Origin of the sequence: Streptomyces capitiformicae (genome assembly GCF_002214185.1) — a bacterium.
GTDB lineage: Bacteria > Actinomycetota > Actinomycetes > Streptomycetales > Streptomycetaceae > Streptomyces > Streptomyces capitiformicae.
Genome location: NZ_CP022161.1, coordinates 9,836,760 through 9,863,395 on the forward strand (window position 1 = coordinate 9,836,760; position 26,636 = coordinate 9,863,395).

Annotated in this window: 22 protein-coding genes and 4 pseudogenes; 14 read left to right on the top strand and 12 right to left on the bottom strand. The window is 70.4% G+C overall.

Going from position 1 to position 26,636, the window contains the following annotated elements:
• Nucleotides 1–594: 594 nt before the first annotated feature.
• The 4 genes and pseudogenes from CES90_RS44240 to CES90_RS50765 all read right to left on the bottom strand — a co-directional run bounded on the left by CES90_RS44240 (nucleotide 595) and on the right by CES90_RS50765 (nucleotide 2,876).
• Complete coding sequence (locus tag CES90_RS44240; protein WP_229914506.1) at nucleotides 595–1,440, bottom strand: LacI family DNA-binding transcriptional regulator; 846 nt, start codon at nucleotides 1,438–1,440, stop codon at nucleotides 595–597.
• 104 nt (nucleotides 1,441–1,544) lie between these two features.
• Nucleotides 1,545–1,730 (bottom strand): annotated as a pseudogene (locus CES90_RS52275) (ATP-binding protein); the annotation flags it as partial.
• A 5-nt stretch (nucleotides 1,731–1,735) separates the two neighbouring features.
• Nucleotides 1,736–2,266: pseudogene (locus CES90_RS44245) on the bottom strand (ATP-binding protein); the annotation flags it as partial.
• A 16-nt stretch (nucleotides 2,267–2,282) separates the two neighbouring features.
• Nucleotides 2,283–2,876 (bottom strand): DUF5395 domain-containing protein, encoded by a 594-nt coding sequence (locus CES90_RS50765; protein WP_229914505.1) that lies wholly within the window; start codon nucleotides 2,874–2,876, stop codon nucleotides 2,283–2,285.
• A gap of 297 nt (nucleotides 2,877–3,173) precedes the next feature.
• Between CES90_RS50765 and CES90_RS44255 the strand changes: the two genes are divergently transcribed.
• Nucleotides 3,174–3,764, top strand: a complete 591-nt coding sequence (locus CES90_RS44255) for a hypothetical protein (RefSeq protein ID WP_189788235.1) — start codon at nucleotides 3,174–3,176, stop codon at nucleotides 3,762–3,764.
• Between the two features lie 13 nt (nucleotides 3,765–3,777).
• Here CES90_RS44255 and ligD read toward each other — a convergent pair whose 3' ends face one another.
• Nucleotides 3,778–4,788, bottom strand: a complete 1,011-nt coding sequence (gene ligD, locus CES90_RS44260; protein ID WP_189788234.1) for a non-homologous end-joining DNA ligase — start codon at nucleotides 4,786–4,788, stop codon at nucleotides 3,778–3,780.
• 73 nt (nucleotides 4,789–4,861) lie between these two features.
• Between ligD and CES90_RS44265 the strand changes: the two genes are divergently transcribed.
• The gene (locus CES90_RS44265; RefSeq protein WP_189788233.1) at nucleotides 4,862–5,926 is read left to right on the top strand and encodes an ATP-dependent DNA ligase; all 1,065 of its coding nucleotides are present in this window, start codon (nucleotides 4,862–4,864) and stop codon (nucleotides 5,924–5,926) included.
• A 135-nt stretch (nucleotides 5,927–6,061) separates the two neighbouring features.
• On the opposite strand, the gene CES90_RS44270 is transcribed toward CES90_RS44265, so the two are convergent.
• Entirely contained in the window at nucleotides 6,062–6,655 is a 594-nt protein-coding gene (locus CES90_RS44270) for a dihydrofolate reductase family protein (protein WP_189788232.1), read from the bottom strand.
• 92 nt (nucleotides 6,656–6,747) lie between these two features.
• Here CES90_RS44270 and CES90_RS44275 point away from each other — a divergent pair, with 92 nt between their 5' ends.
• Nucleotides 6,748–7,326: a TetR/AcrR family transcriptional regulator gene (locus CES90_RS44275; protein ID WP_189788231.1), complete on the top strand. Its 579-nt coding sequence runs from the start codon at nucleotides 6,748–6,750 to the stop codon at nucleotides 7,324–7,326.
• Between the two features lie 41 nt (nucleotides 7,327–7,367).
• Here CES90_RS44275 and CES90_RS44280 read toward each other — a convergent pair whose 3' ends face one another.
• The gene (locus CES90_RS44280; RefSeq protein ID WP_189788230.1) at nucleotides 7,368–8,558 is read right to left on the bottom strand and encodes a zinc-dependent alcohol dehydrogenase; all 1,191 of its coding nucleotides are present in this window, start codon (nucleotides 8,556–8,558) and stop codon (nucleotides 7,368–7,370) included.
• A 160-nt stretch (nucleotides 8,559–8,718) separates the two neighbouring features.
• Here CES90_RS44280 and CES90_RS44285 point away from each other — a divergent pair, with 160 nt between their 5' ends.
• Nucleotides 8,719–9,711, top strand: coding sequence for a DUF3048 domain-containing protein (locus CES90_RS44285; protein ID WP_189788229.1), 993 nt, complete (start codon nucleotides 8,719–8,721; stop codon nucleotides 9,709–9,711).
• A 34-nt stretch (nucleotides 9,712–9,745) separates the two neighbouring features.
• Here CES90_RS44285 and CES90_RS44290 read toward each other — a convergent pair whose 3' ends face one another.
• Nucleotides 9,746–10,204 carry a MarR family winged helix-turn-helix transcriptional regulator gene (locus CES90_RS44290; RefSeq protein ID WP_189788228.1) on the bottom strand — a complete coding sequence of 153 codons (459 nt, stop codon included), beginning with the start codon at nucleotides 10,202–10,204 and terminating at the stop codon, nucleotides 9,746–9,748.
• 242 nt (nucleotides 10,205–10,446) lie between these two features.
• On the opposite strand from CES90_RS44290, the gene CES90_RS44295 reads away from it, so the two are divergent.
• From CES90_RS44295 to pcaDC, 7 genes are all read left to right on the top strand, one after another.
• Nucleotides 10,447–11,229: a CoA transferase subunit A gene (locus CES90_RS44295; protein ID WP_189788227.1), complete on the top strand. Its 783-nt coding sequence runs from the start codon at nucleotides 10,447–10,449 to the stop codon at nucleotides 11,227–11,229.
• Entirely contained in the window at nucleotides 11,229–11,876 is a 648-nt protein-coding gene (locus tag CES90_RS44300) for a CoA transferase subunit B (protein ID WP_189788226.1), read from the top strand. The genes CES90_RS44295 and CES90_RS44300 overlap by 1 nt, the downstream gene beginning before the upstream one ends.
• A gap of 20 nt (nucleotides 11,877–11,896) precedes the next feature.
• Complete coding sequence (locus CES90_RS44305; protein WP_189788238.1) at nucleotides 11,897–13,099, top strand: thiolase family protein; 1,203 nt, start codon at nucleotides 11,897–11,899, stop codon at nucleotides 13,097–13,099.
• Between the two features lie 152 nt (nucleotides 13,100–13,251).
• On the top strand, nucleotides 13,252–14,025 hold the full coding sequence (gene pcaH / locus CES90_RS44310) for a protocatechuate 3,4-dioxygenase subunit beta (protein ID WP_189788225.1): 774 nt from the start codon (nucleotides 13,252–13,254) through the stop codon (nucleotides 14,023–14,025).
• Between the two features lie 6 nt (nucleotides 14,026–14,031).
• Entirely contained in the window at nucleotides 14,032–14,637 is a 606-nt protein-coding gene (gene pcaG / locus CES90_RS44315; protein WP_189788224.1) for a protocatechuate 3,4-dioxygenase subunit alpha, read from the top strand.
• Nucleotides 14,634–15,971, top strand: a complete 1,338-nt coding sequence (gene pcaB / locus CES90_RS44320; protein ID WP_189788223.1) for a 3-carboxy-cis,cis-muconate cycloisomerase — start codon at nucleotides 14,634–14,636, stop codon at nucleotides 15,969–15,971. The genes pcaG and pcaB overlap by 4 nt, the downstream gene beginning before the upstream one ends.
• Nucleotides 15,968–17,095 carry a bifunctional 3-oxoadipate enol-lactonase/4-carboxymuconolactone decarboxylase PcaDC gene (pcaDC, locus tag CES90_RS44325; protein ID WP_189788222.1) on the top strand — a complete coding sequence of 376 codons (1,128 nt, stop codon included), beginning with the start codon at nucleotides 15,968–15,970 and terminating at the stop codon, nucleotides 17,093–17,095. The genes pcaB and pcaDC overlap by 4 nt, the downstream gene beginning before the upstream one ends.
• A gap of 10 nt (nucleotides 17,096–17,105) precedes the next feature.
• Here the strand turns inward: pcaDC and CES90_RS44330 are convergent, their stop codons facing one another.
• The gene (locus CES90_RS44330; protein ID WP_189788221.1) at nucleotides 17,106–19,778 is read right to left on the bottom strand and encodes an ATP-binding protein; all 2,673 of its coding nucleotides are present in this window, start codon (nucleotides 19,776–19,778) and stop codon (nucleotides 17,106–17,108) included.
• Between the two features lie 328 nt (nucleotides 19,779–20,106).
• On the opposite strand from CES90_RS44330, the gene CES90_RS44335 reads away from it, so the two are divergent.
• Nucleotides 20,107–21,156: a DUF2510 domain-containing protein gene (locus tag CES90_RS44335; protein WP_189788220.1), complete on the top strand. Its 1,050-nt coding sequence runs from the start codon at nucleotides 20,107–20,109 to the stop codon at nucleotides 21,154–21,156.
• Nucleotides 21,157–21,305: 149 nt separating this feature from the next.
• Here the strand turns inward: CES90_RS44335 and CES90_RS44340 are convergent, their stop codons facing one another.
• The gene (locus CES90_RS44340) at nucleotides 21,306–21,920 is read right to left on the bottom strand and encodes a TetR/AcrR family transcriptional regulator (protein WP_189788219.1); all 615 of its coding nucleotides are present in this window, start codon (nucleotides 21,918–21,920) and stop codon (nucleotides 21,306–21,308) included.
• Between the two features lie 271 nt (nucleotides 21,921–22,191).
• Here CES90_RS44340 and CES90_RS52280 point away from each other — a divergent pair.
• Nucleotides 22,192–22,964, top strand: a pseudogene (locus CES90_RS52280) (phosphatase PAP2 family protein).
• 82 nt (nucleotides 22,965–23,046) lie between these two features.
• Here the strand turns inward: CES90_RS52280 and CES90_RS44355 are convergent.
• A pseudogene (locus CES90_RS44355) lies at nucleotides 23,047–23,247 on the bottom strand (phospholipase domain-containing protein); the annotation flags it as partial.
• A 52-nt stretch (nucleotides 23,248–23,299) separates the two neighbouring features.
• Here CES90_RS44355 and CES90_RS50770 point away from each other — a divergent pair.
• The gene (locus CES90_RS50770) at nucleotides 23,300–23,395 is read left to right on the top strand and encodes a hexameric tyrosine-coordinated heme protein (protein WP_229914477.1); all 96 of its coding nucleotides are present in this window, start codon (nucleotides 23,300–23,302) and stop codon (nucleotides 23,393–23,395) included.
• Nucleotides 23,396–23,519: 124 nt separating this feature from the next.
• Here the strand turns inward: CES90_RS50770 and rph are convergent, their stop codons facing one another.
• Entirely contained in the window at nucleotides 23,520–26,120 is a 2,601-nt protein-coding gene (gene rph, locus CES90_RS44365; protein ID WP_189788218.1) for a rifamycin-inactivating phosphotransferase, read from the bottom strand.
• Between the last annotated feature and the right edge of the window lie 516 nt (nucleotides 26,121–26,636).

Genomic DNA, 26,636 nt, shown 5'->3' on the forward strand with positions numbered 1-26,636 from the left:
GACCGTCCGGGCCTTGTGCCGCTTTGGGCCACCGCCGACGACAGATGGACATCACCCCGCACCTGGCTTCCCGCCACCGGCGGCAGCTCGGTCGTGAGCAGACTCGCCCCCTCGCCCAGCCGCATCCCGGTGTAAACGAGCAAGCCCGCGAACAGAGCGTCGCGCTCGCCGTGCCGTCCCCGCCACGCCGGATCCGGGCAGGCGTCAGGCAGTTGGCCCCGCGGCCCGCGTTCCGCCACAACAGACAGTCGACGAACTGCACGATGCGCAGTGGCTCTTCGTCGTCGTCCACGTCGTACTCGGCGTTGACGCGCACGCGCTTCGGGCCCTGCGGCGCCATCACCGTCTCCAACGTCACCCGATCGGTGGCCGTGCTGAAAACCCTCACTCTGTGAACTTCCCGCCGTCACCTGACGGTCCGACCCGTCCCGACGAAGACCAGAACGGAGGAGACCCGCACCACCCCGGGCCCGTGAACCCGGTGCAGCCGTGGCGTCACGCGACGGCCCACCTCAGACGTCAGGGGACATTACGGGCGAACCGCCGAGCCACTCAGCGACCGAACCCCGCTGACGGATCGAGGTCAAAGGTGGGTCACGTCGTGCCGCGGACATTCAAGCTTGGTGTCAGGACGATAGGGGGTGGCAGTTCGCCTGCGAGGAGTTGGTCGACTTGGTGGATGGCCAGTTCGCCCAGCCGTCGCTTGTCGAGGTGGAGGGTGGTCAGTGGCGGGTCGACCAGATCGACGACGCTCAGCCCGTCGTAGCCGACCAGTGCGCAGTCGCCCGGTACTTGGACGCCGAGCCGGCGGGCGGCCCGGAGCGCGCCGATCGCAACCAGGTCGTTGAAGGCGACCACGGCGGTGAGATCTGGGCGCGCGGCGTACAGCGCCTCGAACGCGGCGGCGCCCCCGGCCGGGGACTGCTCACCCATGACAACCCAGCCCTCGTCGACGGGCAGCGCATGTTCGCCGACGACTTCGAGGAAGGTGCGTCGCCGGACCATCGGGGCGCTCACGCACTCGCAGTCGATCATGCCGATCCGGCGGTGACCCCGGTCGATGAGGTGCTGCATCCCGGCCCGGATTCCGGCCGCGGTGTCGATGTGGACCACCGCGTGGTTCGACGAGTCCAGCCCTCGATCGACCAGAACCAGCGGCACGGTGCCCACGTACGGCTCGAGCTGCGCATCGGGATGGCTGATGTAGCCGACAAGAGCGTCAACCTGTTGGCCGAGTGAGCGGACCAAGGTCAGCTCCCGGGACCGATCGTTCTCGGTGCTGGCCACGAGCACCTGCCAGTCGCGTTCGTCCGCGGCCGCAATCACTCCTGCCACGAACTCCGGGAAGAAGGGGTTGACCACGTCGGGGACGATGAGCCCGACGGATACGACGTCCGGGCGGACCAGCCCCCGGCCGAACCGGCTGGGCCGGTACCGCAACTGTCTTCGCTCAGCCGGTCCACGGCGCGTCCCCGGGGCTGTCCTGCTCCCAGTGGGGATGGTCGGTGCTGACAAGAAGTGTTCACTGCCTCTTTCGCAGTACTTCATCCCGCGCTTGTGTCCTGGGCCCGGGCGGCCCGGGCGCTGGCGAGTCGGTAGGATTCCGTGCCGGTCTCGGTGATGTTCCCGCCGAAGGTGAGGCGGTCGACGATGGCCGCGCAGAGTCGGGGATCGGTGAACGTTTTGGTCCACCCACCGAACGACTCGTTGGAGGCGATGGCGACGCTGTTCGCATACAGAGAAGATCAACGCGCCCGTAGCGGGCGATCGTCTCGGTCAGGATCTTCTCGTCCGCTGCTTCGAAGAGCGCGTTGACCAGCTTGGTGGCGAGCGTGTAGCGGACACGGACGCCGGCCATGGCGGCCTCGGTCCCGAGCGCGATCAGCAGGTGGGACTTACGGGTGCCCGAGTCGCCGATCAGACAGAGTGGCAGGCCTTTCTTGAGCCGTTCGCAGGTCGCCAGGGTGTGGATGACCGCAGCGTCGATGTTCCCGTTGGCCTCGAAGTCGAAGGCCCGCAGCGATTTCTCCCAGGGGAACTACGCCGCCTTGATGCGCCGTTCGGAGCGGCGGCGGGCCCGGTCGTCGCACTCGGCCATCAGCAGTACGGCGAGGAACCCGCGCTAGGACATCTGGTCCCGGGCGGCTGCTTCGGCCAGTTCGGGGAACTGGGCCCGAACGGTGGGCAGCCTGAGCAGGCGGCATGCCTGGTCGACGGCGGCAGTAGCGACGTGTTCGGTCAGCCCGCGGTGGCGTTTGAGTGTCACGGCATCCCTCCCTATGTCAGCGGGGCGGTCGGCCACCTGCCTGGCTCTCAGCCGCTGGTCGTAGGCCGCGACCGAAGGCAGCGGCCGGGTGTCGGGCGGCCGCTGCGCCAGCCGCCGTTCGGTCAGGGAGGTCACGTTCGTCCGTTCCGGCTCCACGGGGACAGCAGGAGCCGCGACCCCGTCGGCTTCGGCCGCCTTCCGGGCCTCCAGGGCGACGGCGTCTGCGGTCAGAGCGCCGTCTCCCAGGCTCCAGGGCGACGGCGTCTGCAGTCAGAGCGCCGGCCCGCACAGCGGAGGCAGGTCCGGCGACCAGATGTTCGTGGGGGACGTGGCGGCCCATCAGCAGGGCCTCGATCAGGGCCCGGGTGGCCTCCCGCTCGCCATGGGCAGCCTTCGCCGCCGCCCACCAGGCGTCATGGACCGGCGTGAACTTCCCTGCAGAACGGGCCTGTTCGAGGGCGGTGGCGCCGGGAAACGCACCGTGCTTGCGGACCAGGGCTTCCAGGTAGTGGTCCAGATCCAGCCCAGCCCGCCCCTTGGCGATCAGCCGTTCATGGCGGGCGACCTCCTGCTGGCCGTCGTAGACCACCAGCTCGGACGCGTGCAGCATCGTCCTCACCGTCCGCCCTGCCCTGGCGGCGCACGTACGACCGGGTACGGCGGGTGCTCGCGGAGTGGGAGTAGGGGTGGCCGGCTAGATGCAATACCGGTGATTTAGGTTGTTTTCCGGCGGGTCGGCCTGGCCTTGGTCGGCCCGACGAGGGTCACACCTGCACCACCTGCGGACACCCCCTGCCCAGCCCTCGGAGCAGCCGCAGACAGCCCACAACCTAACGAAGCACTACTAGCCCACGCCGAGTCGCTGGGGATACTCGTCGGCCGACTCCGGGAAGGCCGGGAAGGCCAGATGACCCAGTGGTACGTACTGCGGGCTCTGGCCCGGTACGGCGAGGTGGCCGCCCCGACGGCCCCGCTGCTGCGGAAGTTGGCCTCCGCCGCCGTCTCCCCCGGGAACCGGCTGGCAGCGGCCCACGCCCTGTGGGCGGCGACCGGTGACACCGGGACGGCGCTGTCGGCCCTCCGCGCCGGCGTGGAGTCCGAGGACGCCGCCACCCGCGACCTCACCCTCCAACTGCTCGGATCGCTGGGCCCGGCGGCAGCGCCCCTGGGCGACATCGTGCGCGCGGCGGACGGGGGCGCCCGCGCGGCGATCACCCTCTGGAAGGTGACCGTCGACACCGACGAGGCCCTGCCCCGCCTCCTCCACCACTGGAGCACCGACCCGAAGTTCCGACCGGCCATAGCCGCCTGCCTCACCGAAATGGGCACCACCGCAAGCCCGGCCCTCCCCCTCGTTCAGGCAGAGCTGGCCTCCCCACGCCGCCACCACAACGACGGGTTGGCGACGAGACCACGCCAAGACATCACGGCGGACGAGGAGTTGCTGAGGGACTGCCGCCGAATACAGGCAACGTTGGCCAGTTCGGCAGCGCCCTGAAGGGCCGACCGACTCACGGCTTCCTGGCCCGACTCGGCTGCACCCTCTTCGGCTCACCCGGCATCTTCGGATACTCCGGCGGATACGGCAGATCACCGAGCCCATGGTCGTGTTCATCACGGGCGGCAAGCTCCAGCAGGGCCTCCAAGGAGTACGCATGGTCGTCCATGTCGGCATGTACATCGCCCCGTTCCGCGAAGCGCACCGGCATGGTGGCCAGGTCGAAGTCGCGGGGCACGGCGACGCCCACCTCGTCCCAGGTGAGGGGCGCGGAGACGGGGGCGTGCGGGCGGGGTCGTACGGAGTAGGCGGAGGCGATCGTGCGGTCCCGGGCGGTCTGGTTGTAGTCGACGAAGATCTTCTGGCCGCGTTCCTCCTTCCACCAGGCCGTCGTCACGTGGTCCGGCATCCGGCGTTCCAGCTCCCGGGCGGCGGCGATGGCGGCGCGTCTGACCTGGGTGAAGGTCCAGTGCGGTGCGATCGGCACGAAGACGTGCAGGCCGCGGCCGCCGGAGGTCTTCGGCCAGCCGCGCAGGTCGCCGTAGTCGTGGAGGACGGTGCGGAGTTCATGGGCGGCGCGGACGGCGTCGTCGTAGTCGGTGCCGGGCTGTGGGTCGAGGTCGATGCGGAGTTCGTCGGGCCGGTCGACGTCGTCGCGGCGGACCGGCCACGGGTGGAAGGTGAGCGTGCCGAACTGCGCTGCCCACAGAACGGCGCCCACCTCGGTCGGGCACATCTCGTCGGCGCTGCGGCCGCTGGGGAAGGTGATGTGGGCGGTGGGGATCCAGCCGGGCATGCTCTTGGGGGCGCGCTTCTGGAAGAAGTTCTCGCCCGTGACCCCGTCCGGGTACCGCTCCAGGGTGGTGGGCCGGTTGCGCAGGGCCCGTAGGATGCCGGGGCCGACGGCGAGGTAGTACCGGGCGAGGTCCAGCTTGGTGAAACCGCGCTCCGGGAAGAACACCTTGTCCGGGCTGGACAGCCGAACCGTCCGCCCCGCCGCCTCCAACTCCACCGCATCACCCATGCGGCCACGGTAGGTGGAACGAAGAGAAGGCGCATACCGGGCGAATCTCACCGTGGGGTCGCAGAATCGGAACATGGATCTGCCGGTGATGCCGCCCGTGAAACCGATGCTCGCCAGGTCCGTCGCGAAGATCCCGCCCGGCATGCACTACGAGGCGAAATGGGACGGGTTCCGGGCGATCGTGTTCCGCGACGGCGGCCAGGTGGAGCTCGGCAGCCGCACCGGCAAGACGCTGACCAGGTACTTTCCCGAGCTGGTGGAGGCGCTCAGGGAACGGCTGCCGGAGCGCTGTGTGGTGGACGGCGAGATCGTGATCGTCCGGGAGGGCCGGCTGGACTTCGACGCGTTGACGGAGCGCATCCACCCGGCGGACTCCCGGGTCCGGATGCTGGCCGCGACGACCCCCGCCTCCTTTGTCGCGTTCGACCTGCTCGCCCTCAACGACGAGTCGCTGCTGAGGGTCCCGCTCACCGACCGACGCGCGCTGCTGGAGCTGGCCCTCTCCGAGACCACGGCGCCCGTCCATCTCGCCCCGGCGACCACGGACCGCGAGCTGGCCGAGCAATGGTTCGAGCAGTACGAGGGCGCCGGACTGGACGGGGTGATCGCCAAGCCGCTCAATCTGCTCTACCGGCAGGACGAGCGGGCCATGTTCAAGATCAAGCATGAGCGCACGGCGGATGTGGTGGTCGCCGGGTACCGCCTCCACAAGAGCGGGCCGGTGGTCGGCTCACTGCTGCTCGGTCTGTACGACGAGGGGGGCACCCTCCAGCACGTGGGAGTGTGCGCCGCGTTCCCCATGAAGCGGCGGGCGGAGCTGGTGGAGGAGTTGGAGCCGCTGCGGATGGAGGACGTCGAGGAGCACCCGTGGGCGGCCTGGTCCGACGAGGCGGCCCATGAGACTGCCCGGCTCCCGGGCGCGCCGAGCCGCTGGTCGACGAAGAAGGACTTCTCCTGGGTGCCACTGCGGCCCGAGTGGGTCGCCGAGGTGGCGTACGACCACATGGAGAACGGCGTCCGCTTTCGCCACACCGCCCGCTTCCGCCGCTGGCGCCCCGACCGCACCGCCGAGAGCTGCACCTACGCCCAGCTGGAGGAGCCGGTGAACTACGACTTGACGGAGATCCTCGGACCCTAGGGCCTGTCGTCACATTCCCGTCTGCCTCGCGACGCCATGCACGCTCCCCCACTCTCGGCTTCGCTCGAGCGGGGGATCCCCATGACGCCGCCCGGTCCGCCCTCCGGGCGGACGACGGGACTTTCGCAACACGCCCTAGCGGCGGGTGAGGTGGGTGAGAGTCACGCCGTTGGGGAAGGCGGTGCGTTCGGCGACCTCGAAGACGGTGGGATCGAAGGCGCCGTCGAAGGCCGGGATTCCGGCGCCGGCGACGACGGGGTAGTTCTTGATGACCAGTTCGTCGAGCTCGGGCAGGAGCGCGCCGGCGAGCTTGCCGCCGCCGCAGAGCCAGATGTCCATGTTCGTGGATTCCTGTCGTTTGAGCTCGCGTATAAGGGCGAGCGGGTCGTCGGAGACGACGGTGACGGCCGGGTCGGTGTCGGGGGCGAGGGTGCTGGACACCACGTATTGACGCAGGTGCGCGTACGGACTGGTGATCCCCGCGTCGAGGGCGGGGCGGTAGGCGCCGAGGCCCATGACGACCGTGTCGAAGTGCCGGTTGGGCGCGTCGGTGAGTCCGACGGCGGCGCGCATGGCGGTCGGGACCGTCTCGGGGTACAGCCCGTTGGTCCAGGCGCTGTAGGCGGCGTGCTGCTGTTCGTCGCCGCCCGGGAAGAAGTCGTACTCACCGCCGGGGCCGGCGATACGGCCGTCGAGGGAGACGGCCACGTAGTACACGAGCTTTCGCATTCTGGTAACTCCACACGTAGTACTCTGACTGAAGTGGTTAGAACGTAGTACTACAGTTGGAGTGGTGTCAACGGTGAAGGAGGAATGGGTCCATGGTGAGAAGGAACGACCAGCGGCGCGCCGCGCTCGTGGACGCCGCGATCGAGGTGCTGGCCAGGGAAGGTGCCCGGGGCCTGACGTTCCGGGCGGTGGACACCGAGGCGGCCGTACCGGCGGGCACCGCGTCCAACTACTTCGCCAACCGCGACGACCTGCTCACCCAGGCCGGGGCCCGGGTCTATGAGCGGCTCCAGCCCGACGAGGCCACGATCGCCCGCCAGCAGGCGGCCGGCCGCGACCGGGAGACCTATGTGGAGTTGATGCGTGAACTCGTCGGCCGGGTCGCCTCATTCCGCACGGGCTACCTCGCGCTGCTCGAACTCCGGCTCGAGGCCACTCGCCGCCCGGAACTGCGCAAGGTCCTCACCGCGCGGGTCCGCGCAGACGTCGACGCCAACGTCGCCTACCACGAGGCGTCCGGCCTCCCCGGTGACGCCATGGCCGTCAAGCTGCTCATCCTGACGCTGAACTGGCTGATCGTCGAGCAGCTCACCCTGCCGGACGTCTTCACGGAGGCGGAGCGCGAACTGCTGGTGACGGCAGCGGTCGAGCGCATCGTGCCAGAGGAGTAGAACTCCCGCTCCCAGGGCTCCCTCTCTCAGGGTTCCCTCGGTCAGGGCTCCATGAGCACCTTCACCGCACCGTCCTGCTTCCGCTGGAACATCGCGTAGGCGTGCGGTGCCTCGGAGAGTGGCAGGCGGTGGGTGGCGAAGGAGTCGACGCCGAGCGGGTCCTCGTCCGTGAGCAGGGGCAGGATGTCGTCGCTCCAGGTGCGGACGTTGGCCTGGCCCATGCGCAGGCAGACCTGCTTGTCGAACATGGTGAGCAGCGGCAATGGGTCGGCCGTGCCGCCGTACACCCCGGAGATGGAGATGGTGCCGCCGCGCCGTACGAGGTCGATGGCCGTGTGGAGGGCGGCCAGCCGGTCCACGCTCAGATGCTCCGCGAACCGCGCGCCGATGGCCCGGGGCAGCAGTCCGGTGGCGGTCTGGGCGAGCCGGGCGGCCGCGCTGCCGTGGGCCTCGGTGCCGACGGCGTCGATCACCGCGTCGGGGCCGCGCCCGGCGGTGCGGTCCTGGAGTGCGGTGACGAGTTCCTTCTGGCTGTCGAAGTCCCTGAGGTCGTAGACCTCGACGCCCCGTTCGCTCGCCCGGCTCAGTCGCTCGGACACCAGGTCGACCCCGAACACCTGCTCGGCGCCCCGCACTTGGGCGACCCGGCAGGCCATGTCGCCGATGGGCCCGAGGCCGAGCACGGCGACGCTGCCGCCGGGCGGGACGTGCGCGTACTCGACCGCCTGCCATGCGGTGGGCAGCACGTCGGAGAGGTACACGAACCGGTCGTCCGGCGGCCCTTCCGGCACCTTGATCGGCCCGAACTGCGCCTGCGGGACGCGGAGGTACTCGGCCTGCCCACCCGGCACCGCGCCGTACAGCCGGGTGTAGCCGAACAGGGCCGCTCCCATGCCCTCGCCCGTGCACTGGGTGGTCTCGCACTGAGTCGGCAGCCCGGTGAGGCACATCCAGCAGGTGCCGCAGGCGATCTGGAACGGCACCACAACCCGGTCCCCCGCCGCCAGGTCCGGCACACCGGCGCCGACCTCCTCGACGATCCCCATGGGTTCGTGGCCGAGGATGTCGCCGGGCGTCATGAACGGAGTGAGTACTTCATAGAGGTGCAGGTCGGAGCCGCACAGCCCGGTCGAGGTGATACGGATGACCGCGTCCGTCGGCTCCTGGATCACCGGGTCGGGCACGGTCTCCACGCGTACGTCCCGCCTGCCCTGCCATGTCACTGCCTTCATCGCGACACACTCCCGTCCCTCGCCTCGGCCCAGCAGATCCGGCACGAGTACCCGCGGCCCCATCCCCGAACCGCCCCACCCCCAGACCGAAGCCATAAACAAGCAAGTATGGCTATCTATGAATGATTAAGCGCACAATAAAAGACAAACGCGGAACAGGATGGCCACAGTGGGCATAGGTCTCAGCGCGCGACGGAGGCGGCGCGGCGGGGTGACGGGGGCGCTGCTCGCCGCCCTGACGGCGGGCACCCTGCTGGCGGGCTGCACCGCCAACGGCTCGAACGACGACGGCCGTGGTACGAGCCCGAAACCCCGCGACGACCAGGTCACGACCAGCCCCGCCGGTTCCGTACTCGCCGTGAAGATCGACAACGTGCGCGCCGCCCGCCCCCCGACCGGCCTCGACGCCGCGGACATCGTCTACGCGGAGCAGGTCGAGGGCGGGCTGAGCCGGCTGATGGCGGTCTACGCGACGAAGTTCCCGGACACCGTGGGACCGGTGCGCAGCGCACGGGAGTCCGACCTCGAACTACTGCGCCAGTTCGACGAGCCGACGCTGGCCTTCTCCGGCGCCCACAGCAAGCTCCTCCCCCTGATAGACGAGGAGCCCCTGCGCGCGGCGACCCCCTCGGACGCCCCCGACGCCTACTTCCGGAGCACCGACAAGTCCGCCCCGCACAACCTCTTCCTGCGCCCCGAGCGACTGATCGACTCCCCACCGGGCGCCGACGCCCTGACCACCGGCTTCCGCTACGGCCCCGCCCCCACGGGTGGCACTCGGGAGAACTCCCGCACGATCCGCTACCCGGCCGCCCGCTTCACCTTCACCTGGTCGCAGAGCGAGCAGCGCTGGCAGGTCTCCATGGACGGCACACCGACCGTGACAACGGACGGCACCCGGGTGGCCGCGTCGACCGTGGTCGTGCAGTACGTGACGGTACGCGAGTCCCGGTTCCGCGACTTCCTGGGCAACAACACCCCTTACACGGAGACGGTCGGCTCGGGCCGGGCGGAGATCCTGCGCGGCGGCCGCGCCTTCGACGCGGACTGGGAGCGGAAGACGGCCACGGACGGCACGGACTTCACGACGCGGAACGGCGAGCCGCTGAACTTCGCGAAGGGCCAGGTGTGGGTGGTCTACGCGAAGAAGTGACTCTGGGGGACTGCCTACTGGGCCTTGGGACGGCCTACGGACGGGCCATCTCCGCCGGGCTGCGCAGTTCCTCCGCCGCATCGGCGACCCGCCGTATGAGCTCGAAGAACATCTCCTGCTCCCCGTCGGACAGCGGCGCCAGGAACACCTGGTTCATCCGGGCCGTCCGCACCGTGAGCTTGCGATGTGTACGCACTCCCTCCTCGGTCAGACGCAGCAGGAACCGCCGACCGTCCTGCGGATCGCGGACCTTGTCGAGCAGGCCTCGGCGGCCGAGCCGGCTGATGACCTCGGACATCGTGGAGCGGTCGAGCCCGACCCGCTCCCCCACCGTGCGCTGGTCAAGGCCCGGCTCGGCGACGAGCGTGTTGAGCACCGCGAACTGCGGCGAGGTGATCTCCTCGGAGACCATCACGTTCCACAGCAGATAGTGGGCCTGCTGCAGCCGTCGGGCCAGGTGCCCGGGGTGGGTGGAGAGGTCCACCGCGGCCATGTGCGCTCCTCGGCTGGTCGACGGGGTCGGCAAATCGTTGACGCGCTGGAAAATGTTGGTGCACTGAACGATACCCACAGACGACCGCAGCCTGTCCACAGCCGTGCATGCCTCTGGCCTCACTCTTCTCCCGGCCCTTGACGCAGGACCCGGCGAGTGGCAGCGTGAAGGAAACTTCACCGAAATACTCAGTGCCCTGATTAATTGGTCACCGGGCGCTCGGACGAGATGGGGCCTCACGGATGGACAAGGTGGTCGCCACAGCCCTTGAGGCAGTGGCCGATGTGCCGGACGGCGCGACACTCGCCGTCGGCGGCTTCGGGCTGAGCGGGGTGCCGAACGTACTGATCCAGGCGTTGTACGAGCGCGGCGTCTCGGGCCTCGGCGTGGTGTCGAACAACTGCGGGGCCATGGAGTCCGGGCTCGCGGTCCTGCTCGCGGCGGGCCGGATCGCCCGGGTGACCGGTTCGTACATCGGGGCGAACAAGGAGTTCGCGCGACAGTACCTCGCCGGTGAGCTGGAGGTCGAGATGATCCCCCAAGGCACGCTGGCCGAGCGGCTGCGCGCCGGCGGCGCCGGCATCCCCGCGTTCTTCACCCCGGCCGGCGTCGGCACGCAGGTCGCCGAGGGCGGGCTGCCCTGGCGCTACGACGGCAACGGCGGCGTCGCGCTGGCCTCACCACCGAAGGAGGTACGCGAGTTCGACGGCACGGAGTACGTGCTGGAGCGCGGCATCCGTACCGACTTCGCCCTGGTCCGGGCGGCCAAGGGCGACCGGCACGGCAACCTGGTCTTCAACAAGTCCTCCCGCAACTTCAACCCCCTCGCGGCGATGGCCGGCAAGGTGACGATCGCCGAGGTCGAGGAACTGGTCGAGCCGGGCGAGATCGACCCGGACGCCGTACACCTGCCGGGCGTCTTCGTACAGCGGGTCATCGCCCTGACCCCCGAGCAGGCGGCGGACAAGAAGATCGAGCAGCGCACGGTCTCCGTGCCTCCGGCGCAGGGAACGGTGAGCGAGTAATGGCCTGGAACCGTGAAGAGATGGCCGCCCGCGCCGCGCGCGAGCTTCAGGACGGCCAGTACGTCAACCTCGGCATCGGTCTGCCGACGCTGATCCCGAACTACCTCCCGGACGACGTCGAGGTGATCCTCGAATCCGAGAACGGGATCCTGGGCACCGGCCCGTACCCGACCGAGGACCAGGTCGACCCCGATCTGATCAACGCGGGCAAGGAGACCGTAACGGTCCTGCCCGGCGCGTCGTACTTCGACTCGGCGCTGTCGTTCTCGATGATCCGCGGCGGTCACATCGACGTCGCGGTCCTCGGCGCCATGCAGGTCTCCGCCGGCGGCGACCTGGCCAACTGGGCCATCCCCGGCAAGATGATCACCGGCATCGGCGGAGCCATGGACCTGGTCCACGGCGCCCGTACGGTCCTCGTCGTCATGACGCACACTGCGAAGGACGGCTCGGCGAAGATCCTCGAGGAGTGCGCGCTGCCGCTCACCGGCAAGGCGTGCGTGAACCGGATCATCACCGACCTGGGCGTGCTCGACGTGACGGACGAGGGCCTCATGCTGGTGGAGACGGCGCCCGGCGTCACCGTCGAGGAGATCGTCGCGAAGACCGCCGCCAAGGTGCGCATCCCCGAGGAGATCCAGTCATGAGCGATGGTCCGAGCAACGGTCTGAAGGACGTCTACATCGTCGACGCGGTGCGTACGCCGATCGGCCGCTACAACGGCGCTCTGGCGGGCCTGCGCCCCGACGACCTGGCCGCGCACGCCATCCGCGAACTGATCGCCCGTACCCCGGACCTGGACCCGGCCCGGATCGAGGACGTGTACTTCGGCAACGCCAACGGCGCCGGCGAGGAGAACCGCAACGTCGGCCGCATGGCCGCGCTGCTCGCGGGCCTGCCGACCTCCGTGCCCGGCGTGACCGTCAACCGGCTGTGCGCGTCCGGTCTGGAGGCCGTGGTCCAGGCGGCCCGGGCCATCGCGCTCGGTGACGCCTCGATCGCCGTCGCCGGCGGTGTCGAGTCCATGACCCGCGCCCCCTATGTCCTGCCCAAGAACGACCGGCCCTTCCCGGCCGGGCATACCGAGCTGTACTCGACCACGCTGGGCTGGCGCATGGTCAACCCCAGGATGGACCCGCAGTGGACCATCCCGCTGGGTGAGTCCGCCGAGCTCATCGCCGACAAGCACAAGATCAGCCGGGAGCAGCAGGACGAGTTCGCGCTCGCCTCCCACCGGAAGGCCGCGAAGGCGCAGGCCGAGGGTCTGTTCGACGCCGAGCTCGCGCCCGTCTCCATCCCGCAGCGCAAGGGCGACCCGGTCGTCTTCGGTGCCGACGAATGTGTGCGGGCCGATGCCTCCCTCGCGGCGATGGCGAAGCTGAAGCCGTCCTTCCGCACCTCCGAGGGGACGGTCACGGCCGGTAACGCCTCGCCGCTCAACGACGGTGCCGCCGCGCTGCTGCTGGTGGACGAGGAGGGTCTGGCGGCCACCGGTCGCGAACCGCTGGCCCGGGTCTCGGCGTCCGGGGTGTCCGCGATCGACCCGCACTACTTCGGTCTGGCCCCGGTCGAGGCGGTTACGCGTGCGCTGGCCAAGGCGGGCAAGGGATTTGGCGATCTGTCGGTCCTGGAGCTGAACGAGGCGTTCGCCGCGCAGGTGCTCGGCTGTGTCGCCGAGTGGCCCGAGTTCGACCCGTCGATCCTCAACCCGCAGGGCGGGGCCATCGCCCTCGGGCATCCGCTGGGTGCGTCCGGTGCGCGGCTCGCCGGGACGGTGGCCCACCAGTTGGCCCGGCGCGGCAGCGGCGTGGGCGTCGCCACGCTGTGCATCGGCGTGGGCCAGGGCCTCGCCCTCGTACTGGAACGCTGAGCACTGTTTGCGGCTGCGGGCCGTCTGTGGCTGGTCGCGCCCGCGCGGTGGAGCCGCATATCGATACAGTCCCGCGCCCCTTTGGGCCTTCGGCCCATCGTGGCGCGGCAGGGACCCGACTTCGATGAGAACCCCGAACCCCAGGAACACCCATGACCCTCACCCAGCACGACATCAACCTGGAGATCGCGGCCGAGCGTGCCGCGTACGAGAAGCGGGTCGCCGACGGCGCGCCGGTCGAGCATCAGCCGCGTCGCGACTACGCCCCCTACCGGTCCTCGGTGCTGCGGCATCCGAAGCAGCCGCCGATCGCGATCGACGTCTCCAAGGACCCGGAGCTGGTGGAGCTGCACTCCCCCGCCTTCGGCGAGCGGGACATCACCGAGATCGACAACGATCTGACCCGGCAGCACAACGGCGAGCCGATCGGCGAGCGCATCACCGTCTCCGGCCGGCTCCTCGACCGTGACGGGCGCCCGATCCGCGGTCAGCTGGTCGAGATCTGGCAGGCCAACTCGGCCGGCCGCTACGCGCACCAGCGTGAGCAGCACGACGCCCCGCTGGACCCGAACTTCACCGGCGTCGGCCGCACGCTGACCGACGACGACGGCCACTACCACTTCACGACCATCCAGCCGGGCCCGTACCCGTGGAGCCAGCACCTCAACGCCTGGCGTCCTGCCCACATCCACTTCTCGCTCTTCGGTACGGCGTTCACGCAACGGCTCGTGACGCAGATGTACTTTCCGAGCGACCCGCTCTTCCCGTACGACCCGATCATCCAGTCCGTGACGGACGACGCGGCCCGGCAGCGGCTGGTGGCGACCTACGACCACAGCCTGTCCGTGCCGGAGTTCTCGATGGGCTACGTCTGGGACATCGTGCTCGACGGGCCGAACGCCACCTGGATCGAAGAAGGGCGCTGAGCTGCCATGACGAAGATCGACACCAGCCGCCCCGAGACGGTGCTCCCGACCCCGTCCCACACGGTCGGCCCTTTCTACGGCCATGCCCTGCCGTTCCCCGGCGGCGGTGACATCGCCCCGATCGGCCACCCGGACACCATCTCCCTCCAGGGCTACATCTACGACGGCCAGGGCAACCCGCTGCCGGACGCCTTCGTGGAACTGTGGGGCCCCGACCCGGACGGCAACGTCTCGCAGGTCGACGGCTCGATGCGGCGCGACCCTGCGAGCGGCGGCTTCCTCGGCCGCAACGGCCTGGAGTTCACCGGCTGGGGCCGCATCCAGACGGACAAGAACGGCCACTGGGTCGCGCGTACGCTGCGGCCCGGCGCGCGCGGGCGGAACGCGCCGTACCTCAGCGCGTGTGTTTTCGCGCGCGGCCTGCTCGTGCACCTGTTCACCCGGATCTATCTGCCGGGCGACGAGGCGGCGCTCGCCACGGACCCGCTGCTCTCCCGGGTGGAGGAGGCGCGCCGCGGCACGCTGATCGCCGAGGACCAGGGCAACGGCACCTACCGTTTCGACATCCGCCTTCAGGGCGAGGGCGAGACGGTCTTCCTGGAGTTCCAGTGACAGCTGACGTTCCCGACACCGGTCTGCTCGCCCCCGGGTGGACCGGCTCCCCGGCGGCGGCCGCGACCGGCGACACGGCCTACCTCCAGGCGCTGCTCGACGCCGAGGCCGCGCTGACCCGGGCCCAGGCCTCGCTGGGGCTGGCCCCCGCCGAGGCCGCGACGGCGGTGACGGCCGCGGCCGGCGTCGGCACCGGCGCCATCGACGGATCGTCGCTCGCGGAGCGCGCCCGCGGCGGCGGGAACCCCGTGATCCCACTGGTCGCGGACCTCACCAAGGCGGTCGGCGCGGAGTACGGCCCGTACGTCCACCGGGGCGCGACCAGCCAGGACATCATGGACACGGCGACGATGCTGGTCGCCGCGCGCGCCCTCGACCTGGTCCTCGCCGACCTCGGCCGTACGGAGGCCGCGCTGGCCCGGCTCGCCGCCGAGCACCGGGACACCGCCATGCCCGGGCGGACCCTCACCCAGCACGCCGTACCGACGACGTTCGGGTGGAAGGCGGCGGGCTGGCGGTCACTGGTGCTGGACGCCAGGGACCGGCTCGCGGTCGTACGGGCGAGCCTGCCCGCCCAACTCGGGGGCGCGGCGGGCACGTTGGCGGCCTTCACGGTCTTCGGCGCGACCGACAGCCATGCGCTGAGCGCCGCGTACGCCCGTGAACTGGGCCTTTGTGAGCCGGAGTTGCCCTGGCACGCCCTGCGCACTCCGATCGCCGACCTCGCCGGAGCGCTCGCCTTCAGCGCGGGGGCTCTCGGGAAGGTCGCGGTGGATGTGCTCACCCTCGCCCGCACCGAGATCGCGGAGGTCGCCGAGGGCAGCGGCGGCGGTTCGTCGGCGATGCCGCACAAGGCGAATCCCGTACGGTCCACGCTGATCGCGGCGGCCGCCCGGCGGGCACCCCAGTTGGCGGCCACGTTGTACGGCTCGCTCGCCGCCGAGGACGAGCGGCCGGCCGGGGCCTGGCACGCCGAGTGGGAGCCGTTGCGCGATCTGCTCCGGCTGGTCGGGGGCGCGGCCCGGGACGCCGTGGAACTGACGCGGGGACTCCGGGTGAACGCCGACACCATGCGCCGGCATCTGGATCTCACCCATGGGCTGATCGTCTCCGAACGGCTGGCCGCCGAGCTGGCTCCGGTGCTCGGCCGGGCCCGCGCCAAGGAGCTGCTCACCCGGGCCGCCGAGCGCGTCCATGCCGAGGGTCGCTCTCTCGGTGAACTCCTCACCGAAGAGCCGGAGTTGAAGGACCTCGACCTGGCGGACCTGACCGACCCCACCCGCTACACCGGCTCCGCCGGAGCCCTCACCGACCGTGCCCTGGAGCGACGTTGACCGACAAGCTGCTCAACCACCGTGCGGAGGGCCCGACTTCCGCTCCCCCGCTGCTGCTCGGCCCCTCCCTCGGCACCTCCACCAAGCTGTGGGACAGGGTGGCGCCCGAGCTGTCGATCACGCACCGGGTGGTCCGCTGGGACCTGCCGGGACACGGCGGCTCCCCCGCCGGTCTCATCGGCCCGGGGGCGACGGTCGCCGACCTGGCCGACCTGGTGCTCGCGTCGGCGGACTCGCTGGGCATCGAGCGGTTCGCGTACGCGGGTGTGTCCCTCGGCGGCGCGGTCGGTCTGCACCTCACCGCGCACCACCCGGAGCGGGTCTCGTCCCTCGCGGTGATCTGCTCCTCCGCCCACTTCAACGGCGCGGGGCCCTGGCGGGAGCGCGCCGAGCTGGTGCGCCGGGAGGGGCTGGCCGGACTCGCAAAGACGGCGAACTCCCGTTGGTTCACGCCCGGTTTCACCGTGCCGGAGCTCGTGGACGACCACCGTGACGCCGACCCGGAGGCGTACGCGGCCTGCTGTGACGCGCTGGCCGCGTTCGACATCCGCGAGGACCTCTCCCGGATCACCGCCCCCACGCTCCTCATCGCCGGCCGCGAGGACCCGGCGACGCCGCCCGCGCATCTGCGGGAGATCGCGGACGCGGTCCCGGGGTCGTCGCTGACGGAGATCGCCGGCGCCTCCCACCTCGCCCCCGCTGAGCGCCCGGAGGCCGTACTGGCCGCGCTGCGCGCACACTTCGACGGCTACGCCGAGCGCGGCATGGAGGTACGCCGCCAAGTCCTCGGCGACGCGCATGTGGACCGCGCCCAGGCCCGTCAATCACCCTTCACGGCCCGGTTCCAGGACTTCATCTCCCGCTACGCCTGGGGCGAGATCTGGACCGACCCGACCCTCTCGCGCCGCGAACGCAGCATGATCACACTCACCGCCCTCGTGGCCCACGGCCACTACGACGAACTGGCCATGCACATCCGAGCCGCCCGCCGCAACGGCCTCACCCCCGAGGAGATCGGCGCCGTACTCCTCCAAACCGCCGTGTACTGCGGAGTCCCGGCCGCGAACTCGGCCTTCGCCACGGCCCAGCGGGTCCTCGCGGAGGAGGAGGCCGGGCAAGGCTGAGGGTGCCTCCTCAGGTGAGCCGGGCGAGTGCCTCCCGTGCCTGTCGGACCAGGCCGTCCGCGCCGCACGACTCGGCCAGGGTCAGGCCGCGGGTGAGTTCGGAGGCCGAGCGGATCGCGATGCCGTATTCGACGCGGGCCGCGGCGTGCTCGTAGCCGCAGGGTGAGGCGGCCAGGTAGGTGACGGCCTTGGCGTAGAGTTTGGCGGCCTGCTTGCCGGTGGCGAGGGCGGCTTCGACCCGGAGGGCCTCGCCGATGGCCGTGTTCGTGCCGAAACGTTCGGCACGGCTGCGGACGCTCAGGGCGAGTTCGGCGGCCCGGCGCGGGTCGTCGCCCGCAAGGGCTCGGGCGAGGTCACCGCCCCAGGGGGCGACGATCGTGTTGTGGTGGCCCCGGGTGTTGGCGGCCTTCTCGGCGCCCTCCAGTTCGTTGATGCCTTCCTCGGTGCGGCCGACGGCGAGCAGCAGCCGACCCCGAATGGAGCGGGGGTCGGGCAGCACGATGGGGGACGGGTACGGCGGTGCGAAACCGTACTTCTCGGCGACCTTCCAGGCCTCCTGGACATGGCCGCGGGCGAGCAGCGTGTCGACGAGATTGCAGGTCGTCGACCAGTGCAGGGGCAGTCCACGGCCGACCCCCTCGGCGAAGGCCAGCGACTTGCGCAGGGATTCCTCGGCCTGCCTGAGCCGGCCCCGCCTGCGATGTCCGTGTCCGACGTGGGCATAGGCCATGGCGAGATGGCCGCCGGTCCACCCGGCGGACTCATAGGTGCGCAGAGCCTCCGTGTAGAGGCTCTCCGCCCGGTCGAGCCGGTCGGCATAGGCGTACGCGGTGGCCAGCATCAGCAGCAGTTCGATGCCCCACTCGGAGTCGGTCCAGCCGAGGCCCGGTGCCAGGCGGCCGTTGACGAGCGCGCGGTCGCAGAACTCGACGACCTCCTCGGCGTTCTCGCCGCGCACCATCGCGTCGAAGCCACGCAGGATGAGCAGCGCGCGTTCGGCGTTGTCCCTGCCCGTGCAGGTGGCGGCGAGCACGGCGAGTTCCTGGGAGTGGGTGGGTGTGAGTGCCTCGCCCGCGTGGATGCCCTCCCACATGTAGCGCGCGGCCTGGAGTCGCATCCGGTCGGGCCCCGGTTCCAGCCGGGCGGCTTCCGCCACGACGGTACGGACGGCCTCCTCCAGCTGGTTGTTGTGGAGCAGCGCCTGGGAGAGGCGGAAGACGGCGTCCACGCGTTCGGTGCTGTCGAGGCCCGGTTCGGCGAGCGCCGAGCGCAGGTATTCGATGGTGGTGGCGGGTGAGGTGAGGAGGGTCGCGCAGCCCAGTTCGTAGAGCACGTGGACGCGGACGTCCGGTGCCGGCGGCTCCTTCAGGGCGCGCTCCAGACAGCGCCGGGCCGCGTCGGGGGCGCCCACGGCGAGGTGTTCGGTGGCGGCGGCGCGCAGTTGCTCGACGAGTTCGGACTCGCCGTCCGGGTGTACCTCGATGAGGTGGCGGGAGGCCGCCGCGGGACCGCGCCCGGACTCGGTGACGACGGTCGCGGCCACACCGTGGAACGCGGTGCGGACGCCGGGCGGGATCGAGTCGTAGACGGCGGTGGCGATCAGCGGGTGGACGAACACCAGGTCGCCGTCGTCCGGTTGGCGGTTCGCCGGATCGGGTGCGGTGAGAATGCGGGCCTGGGTGAGCAGTTCCACGCACTCCGCCGCCGTGTCCGGCGGCAGGCCGGCGAGCCGGGCCACGATCTCCCCGGTGATACCGGTGTGGAGGATGGCCGCCGCCCAGGCGAACCGGGTGGCTTCGACACCCAGTTTCTCGAGGCGGGCGACGAGGCCGTCGCCGCGTGCCGCCTTGTTCAGGGCGCGCAGTCTCGCGGCGGAGTCCTCGACCGGGTCCAGTTGGCTGTCCTTCACCTTGGCGAGCAGTTCGACGGTGAGGTACGGGTTGCCTCCGGTGACCGCCCACACCTCGCGGCAGAACGCGTCGTCCGCGTGGTCGCCGATCGTGGTGCGAGTGATGCCGGCGGTGGCCTCGGGGGTGAGCGCGCTGAGCGTGGTGACGGGGCGGGCCTTGGCGGCGATTCGGGTGAGGTGGCGGGCGCGGTCGCCGGTGGCCTCGCCGGGGCGGTGGGCGACCACGACGAGGACGCACATCTCGGTCAGCCGGTCGGAGAGCGCCGACAGCCACTGCAAGGTCTCCTGGTCGGCCCAGTGGGCGTCGTCGATCAGCAGTACGAGCGGCCAGTCGCGCCGCACGAGCCGGTTCACGGCGGCGACCAGTCCGTCGCACACGCCCTGCGGGTCGGCGGGTGTCGCGCCCGGTTCGGCGAGCCCCAGGGCGGGTCCGGCGATGTCGTACCAGTCGCCGAGGTAGTCGCGGGTCTCTTCTTCCAGCAGTCCGAGCAGCGCGGGCTGCAGCAACTGTCGTACGACGTTGAAGGGGACGGCTGTGACGGTCTCGCCGCCGCGGGCGTACCAGGCCGTGCAGCCGCGCTCCTCGGCGACGCGACGGGCCTCGGTGAGGAGGGCGGTCTTGCCGATGCCCGCCTCGTCGCTGAAGACCAGGACGGTGCCCGGGGACGCCTTGTCGACGCGCAGTTCGTCGATCGCCTCCGTGATGGCGGTGATCTCCGCGTCGCGCTCCCACAGGGAAGCCGAGGCGGCCGCTTCGGGCCGGTCCTCCGTCATCCCGCTACCTCCCCAGGTCGCCCAAATGACGTACAGGTCATCGAGCGTAGCCCTCCGGCTGTCGATGTGAAGGCTGGTCCGTGCAGGTATTGCCGTGTCGGGTGACATCGTGCGGCAGCGAGGCGACGCATCCGGCCGCCCACCTGCTGCGTTGAAGGTGATGAACAGTCAACTGGACGTGATCCGAAGCTGTTTCTCCACCATCGACTCGCCGCCCTCCTCGCGTGCGCCCGCCGGGGCGGCTCGTCGTCGGGGGAGAACCCGACGGGTCGCGGCGAACAACCGTCCCCCTCATCCGCTTTTCACTCCGGCCTCATACGGTGACTCCATGACGCAGGTGACTCCTCCCGATTGGTATCCCGACCCCGGGCAGACGAATGACGCGCCCGCCACCGAGCGCTGGTGGGACGGCAAGGCGTGGACGGACCAGATCCGGCCCGCGGGCTCGGCCGCGGGGTTCGGTCCCCCGGCCTTCCCGCCGGGTGCCGGGCCGCACCCCGGGTATCCGGGGTATCCGGGGTATCCGGGGTATCCGGGGTATCCGGGGTATCCGGTCGCCGCTCCGAAGCGCGGCCTGCGCACGGGCATAGCCGTCGCCGTGGCGGCGGCGGTCCTGGCGAGCATCGGGGTGGGTGTGTATGCCCTGACCAGCGGCGACGGCGGCAGCGAGGGCAGCACGACGTCCCAGGGCCCCGGCGGGCAGAACGGCCAGGGCGGTCCGGGCGGCAACTCCGGCGGCCAGGGCGGGCCCGGCGGCTCGGGTGGCTCGGGCGGTTCCGGTGGTCCCGGCGGTCAGAGTCCGGCGCCCGATGGGTCCGCCCGGCCGCCGCAGACCGAGGAGGGGTACGCGACCGACGCGGCCAGCGGCATCAGCATCCCGGTGCCCGACGGCTGGGTCACCTCGCCCCTCCAGGCCGGCGCGCAGGTGGTGACGGAGGCGTCGTACGAATGCCCGGCCGACAACTCGAAGACGTGCACGCGTGGCGGTGCCTACTCGATGCCCGCCGAGTTGCTGAAGCTGAAGGCCACCACGGCCGAGGCGGCCGCCAAGGAGGACATCTCCAAGAACGCCGAGGACGCCTACGGCAGCGAGGCGTACGGCGAGATCAGCTCGCACGAGGAGTTGGCCTCCAAGGCGGTGACCGTGGCCGGCGAGAAGGGCTATCTGGTCCGTTGGAAGGTGGTCACGAGCAAGGGCGACGACGGCTACGTCGAGTCCCTCGCGTTCCCCTCCCCGGCCGACTCCTCGCGGCTCGTCGTGGTCCGGTTCGGCATCGACGTCAGTGACGAGGCGCCCGAGCAGTCGGTGATCGACGAGATCACCGAAGGCATCAAGGAGGCGTCGATCAGCAGCGGCGGCAGCGGTCAGGAGGTCTGACCCGACGCGCCCGGCGACGAGTCGGCCGGGTGGGGTTCCTCTCCGCTCCAGAGGAACCCCACCCGGCCGCGGGTGCACGCCGCCCCCGTCCCCACGGTGCGGCGCGATCAGGTCGTCGTCCGGTCATCGCGCGGACGGCGCCCTGAGTCTCAGGTGAGGCCGAGCGTCGGCAGCACGGCCGCCTCCATGAACTTGATGATGTACGTCTCGTCCGCGTCCTGCCCGTCCAGGACCGGGCGGGCCCGCAGTACGCCGAAGATCTGCGCCGGGATGAACTCCAGCGCCGGGTGGTCCGCTGGGACCTCGCCCCGGGCGACGGCGCGGTCGACCATCGCCCTGAGCGCGCAGATCTCGGGCTCGACGAGCGCGCCGCGCAGGGCCGCCTGCAACTCCTCGTCCTGTACGACGGCGTGGCCGAGCGCCTGGAACAGCCGGCCCTCGATGACGTAGCCCTCGCCTGCTTGCCGGGCCACCTCGCGCAGGTCACCGGCGAGCGTGCCGGTGTCGATGCCGGCGAAGCGCACACTGCGGCGCGCGCGCAGGGCCGCCGCCACGAACTGGGGCTTCGTCTTCCACTGACGGTAGAGCGTGGACTTGCTGCACCGGGTGCTCGCGGCGACGCCCTCCATGGTCACGGAGTCGTAGCCGCACTGTCTGATCTGTTCGAGCACGGCGTCGAAGAACTCCTGCTCACGCTCGGGCGTGAGTTTGGAGCGGCGCGAGGCGACGGCCGTCTCCGGCCGGTCCGCGGCCTGCGACGTCATGGCTCTGGTCTCCTTCGGTCGATCCGGCGCCCATCGGCCCTTCGATACGCCACTGTACCGGAACGGCTCCGTATCGGTACAGTGGCGTGTCGATACCTGACCGTTTCGATACTCCATCGTTTCGGTACAGCGTCGTATCGGTGCACCCGCGTATCGGTGCACCCGCGTATCGGTACGACAACGTATCGGTACCCGCGCGCATCGATCGCTTGTACCGCCGTGAGAGCCAGCGCCACCAGCGCCACCAGCACCGTCAGTGAAAGGGCCGGGGATGGAATGCCACACCGAGCCTGCCGAAGAAGGGCCCGCCGCGATATCGCGGCCGCCCCTCGTCCGTGAACTCCTGCTCGTCGCAGGGCTCTTCCTGCTCCACAAGGTCGGGCGACTGCTGGCGAACGGCCACACCGCCGAGGCCTTCCACAACGCCCACGAGGTGTGGGGCTGGGAGCGTGCCCTGGGGCTGCCGGGCGAGTGCTCCGTGCAGTCCGCGCCGCTGCAGAGCGACAGCCTGGTCCACGTCGCGAACGTCTACTACGCGACCATCCACTTCCCGGCAACCGCGGCCTTCCTGGTCTGGCTGTACCCCTGCGGCGCCCCGCCCACTACGTGTGGGCGCGCCGGGTCCTCGCCGCCCTCACCGCCGCCGCCCTGCTGCTGCATCTGGCGTTCCCGCTCGCCCCGCCGCGGATGCTGGAGACCGCCGGACTCGTCGACACCGGGCAGGCGTACGGGCCGACGGTGTACCTCCTCAACGCGCAGGTCGTCGTGGTCGCCCTCCTGGTGGCCGCCTGCGCGGTCGGCGGCCTGTTCCTCCTCGGCGAGGGACTGCGGGGAGGCGTCGCGGGGGTGCTGCTCGCGGTGGTGGCGGCACGGGGGGTGGTGCTGCTGACGCGGGTGCCGCCGGTCGAGGTCCGGCCGGTGGACGAGAACCACCCGGTGGCGGCGGTCCTCGCGTTGGAACCCAGGCACGCCCCGATGGAGCCGCCCCTGCTCCCCCTCCAGCCAGGGCCCCCGGCGCCGGGTCACCTCACTCCCGCCCCGTAAAGGGGCGCGGGGAACTGCGCGATCAGCCACGTACGGCCGCAGCCGCCTCGTCGCAGTTCCCCCCGAGCTATTAGACGCCCGGTTACGACCCCAGCGCCGGATCACTCACTCCCACACGCCCGTTCTCCACGTGCCCCGCGAACCGGCGGAGGAACGTCGGATCCGCGGCGGACGTGACGGTCAGGTCGTACCAGCGGCGGCTCGCACGCAGGTCGAAGCGGTGCCGGACCATCGCACCGGCCCGCACCTCGACCGTACGGGACGGACCACCGTACGCACCCGTTTGGTTCAAGGCGACGCAGCCGAACGACGAAAGGCGCGGCAGGTTGCGACCGGTGTACGCCGAGGATCCGGACTCGCTCATCGCGATCGGGCACGTGGTGGCGCTCGAGTTGGCCACCATCGCCGCCGCGAACAACTACCGGCGCTGAATGCCTGCTTGATGCGGCGCATGATGAGATCGCTCCACCGGCCGCCATTCCGGCGGAGAAGACCGGGAGATACGGCTGAGGCCGCTGTCGGCCAGGGCGAGATGGGGCTTCTCGGTGTGGTCGGTCACGGCAGGATCTCGATGTACCCGTCGGTTCCGTGCACGCGGATCCGCTGTCCGTCCCGGATCAGCCGGGTGGCCTGCTCCACGCCCACGACGGCGGGCAAGCCATACTCCCGGGCGATCACTGCGCCATGGGTCATCAGGCCGCCCACCTCCGTCACCAGGCCCGCGATTCCGACGAACAGCGGCGACCAACTGGGGTCCGTGAAGGTCGTGACCAGGATGTCGCCCGCTTCGAGATCGGCCTCCGCCATGTCAAGGATGACGCGGGCCCTTCCCTCGATGGTCCCGGCGGACACCGGTAGGCCGGTCAGGGCGCCGGCCGGCACGTCGTCGCGCCGGTATGCCCCGGTGACGGCCTCGCCGTCCGATGTGAGCACGCGGGGCGGTGTGAGCGCGTGGTACGACCGGAACGCGTCCTTGCGCTGCTGTATGAGCTGGTCGTCCACCTGGTTCGAGCGCACGACGTCATGGAGTTCATGGAAGGTGAGGTAGAAGATGTCCTCCTTCGCAGGAAGCACGTTGGCCTGCACGAGGCGCTCGGCCTCCGCCAGCAGGGCCTGCTTGTAGACGAAGTAGCGGCTGACGATGCCGTACTTCGGGTACTCCCGGTACCCGATGAAGGTTCGGACCCGGTCGATCATCCGCTTGGCCTCGTCGGCTTTCTGGTCCCCGTCCGGCAGGGCCCGCAAGCGTGACAGCACGTCCTGTTCCTTCTTCCGCGCCTTCTGCCGACCTTCCTCGAAGCGCCGCTCGGCGGCGCCCGGTTCGAAGTTCCTGACGTTGTCGAGGATCACGGGCACGAGCGTGGTGGGTCGCTCGCGCCAACGTGGCCTCGTGATGTCGATCTCGCCGACGCAGCGCATACCGTACCGGTCGAGGTAGGCCTCTATGGCGTCGCGCGCTTCGGTCCCGCCCGCGAGCTTCGCCAGTTCCTCCAGGAAACCCTCGTCCTCGACGCCCTGCAGGAACGCCACCACCTCCGGCTGAGGGCGGATCACGTCCGCGACGTCGAGCAGCGCCAGTCCCATCTCCGACGTGACGTTGTCGGGGACGGACAGTGTGAGCGTGTCAGCCGCGTTCTTCTCGCCCAGCCACTCCCGCAGCCTGTCGTTGAGCCACCACGTGGCCTCCATCCCCGCCATGATCGCCTGATGGCTCAGCGGATCACTGAGGACCCGCTTGTGCTCCTCGAAGGCCTCCAGCAGGAAGTCGAACAGCGCCGGTCCGGTCTTCGTCCGGATGTCGCGCTCCAGGTCGGCGATGGACGCCTGACTGCGCTCGATCAGCTCGGTGACGATGGCCGGATCGGTCTCGATCTGGGCGGAGGCACCGCCGGCCGGCGGCCTGCCGGGTCCCGCGTCCGGGAGTGACGGGACGAAATCGTCGTCGCGGTCGAGGACGGTCTCCAGCGCGTCCCTGACCAGCGGATCGCCCCTCCCCATGACGTCCAGGAGGCCGGCGCGGCTCGCGGGCGAGGCCAGGCGCCGGGTGACATCCACGAACAGCCTTCCGCCGGCCTCGTGCATCGGCACCATCGCCGTCAGTTGCCACATGGAGAACCCCAGAGGCTTCATGGGGTCCGTCATCATCTGCTGATGACCGACGGAGACGTAGACGTGATTGTCCTGGTCGCCGGTCTCGGGGACGGGGAACAGCGTCGTGATCGGCCGGCTCTGAACGATGTGGAAGCCCTCATCGGCCAGGCACCATTCGATGTCCTGCGGGCGGCCGAAGTGGGCTTCGATTCGCCGCCCGAGCTGTACGAGCCGCACGACCTGCGCATCCGTCAGCGTCGGCCGCTCCTGCCGCTGCGAGTCGATCGCCACTTCCTGCGTGCCGCCGTCCGGCAGGGCGTGAACGGCACGCTGTTTGGCGGCGATCGACTTGGCGACGACTTCGCCGTCGCGCACCTTGAAGACGTCCGGGTTCACCAGGCCGGAGACCAGGGCCTCGCCGAGGCCGAAGCCGGCGTCCACGGTGGCGACCTTCCGGTTGCCCGTGACGGGGTCGGCCGTGAACAGGATGCCGGCCGCATGCGGGAAGACCATCTGCTGCACGACCACGGCCATGTGGACCGTACGGTGGTCGATGCCGTTCCGCTGGCGGTAGGTCACGGCCCGCTCGGTGAACAGCGAGGCCCAGCACCGGCTGACGTGCTGGAGGATCGCCGCCGGCCCCACCACGTTCAGGTACGTGTCCTGCTGGCCGGCGAAGGAGGCCGTCGGCAGGTCCTCTGCCGTAGCGCTGGATCGGACGGCGTAGGCGGCTTGCTCGCCGAGCTGGGCGAGTGCGCGGGTGATCGCCGCCGCGAGATCGCCCGGAATGGCAACCCCTTCGATGGTTCGGCGAATCTGCGCGCTGAGCGTGCGGATCGCTTCCCGGTCGTCCGGGTTCAAGCGCGACAGCTGATCGAGCCGATCGTCGATCGACGGCGCTTCCGCCATGATCCGCCGGAAGGCGTCCGTCGTCACACAAAAGCCACCCGGCACGCGGATGCCTTCGATCCCCGACAGCCCGCCCAGGTGCGCGCCCTTGCCCCCAACGACCCCGACCTGCGTCTCGTCAACCTCTTGAAGATCCCGCACGTACCGCTCGGTCATTGCCGTACCTCCGGGGCGACCGTGCTCCGCTGCACTGCGCCGGCCGATCGAATCACCAGCGCCTCCAACTCTGTCGAACCTCTTGTCGAGCACGTCTTCATCCCTGGTTGCCTTCCCTCTGACGAGTCGGCCGGCCGCTCCGCCCAGTCGGACGGCGCGCACCCCCGCACCTCCGCACCGATCGTCCGCGACTGCACTCCCGGCCCCACCACTGTGCTGTGGCCTCGGCCGACGATTCTGCGCCGTGACCCGGGTCTTGCGGCAAGCCCCCCAGCGGGCTGTACGTTGAGAGTGGCAAGGAGAGCGCGCTCCTTGCCTTTGCTTTTTGCAGCCGCGGAACCAGAAGTGCTGCGGGCGGAGCCGGACACTCTTGCCGCGGCCGCCGGTAGAAGCAGTCCACATGGGTGATGTCGCCGAACATTCCAGCGCAGGCCTCAATAGCTCACATAAACATGAGAATCAGTAATAAATATGAGTGAAAGTAGCCAAAGAGGCCTATCGGTGATGAATCGTCTG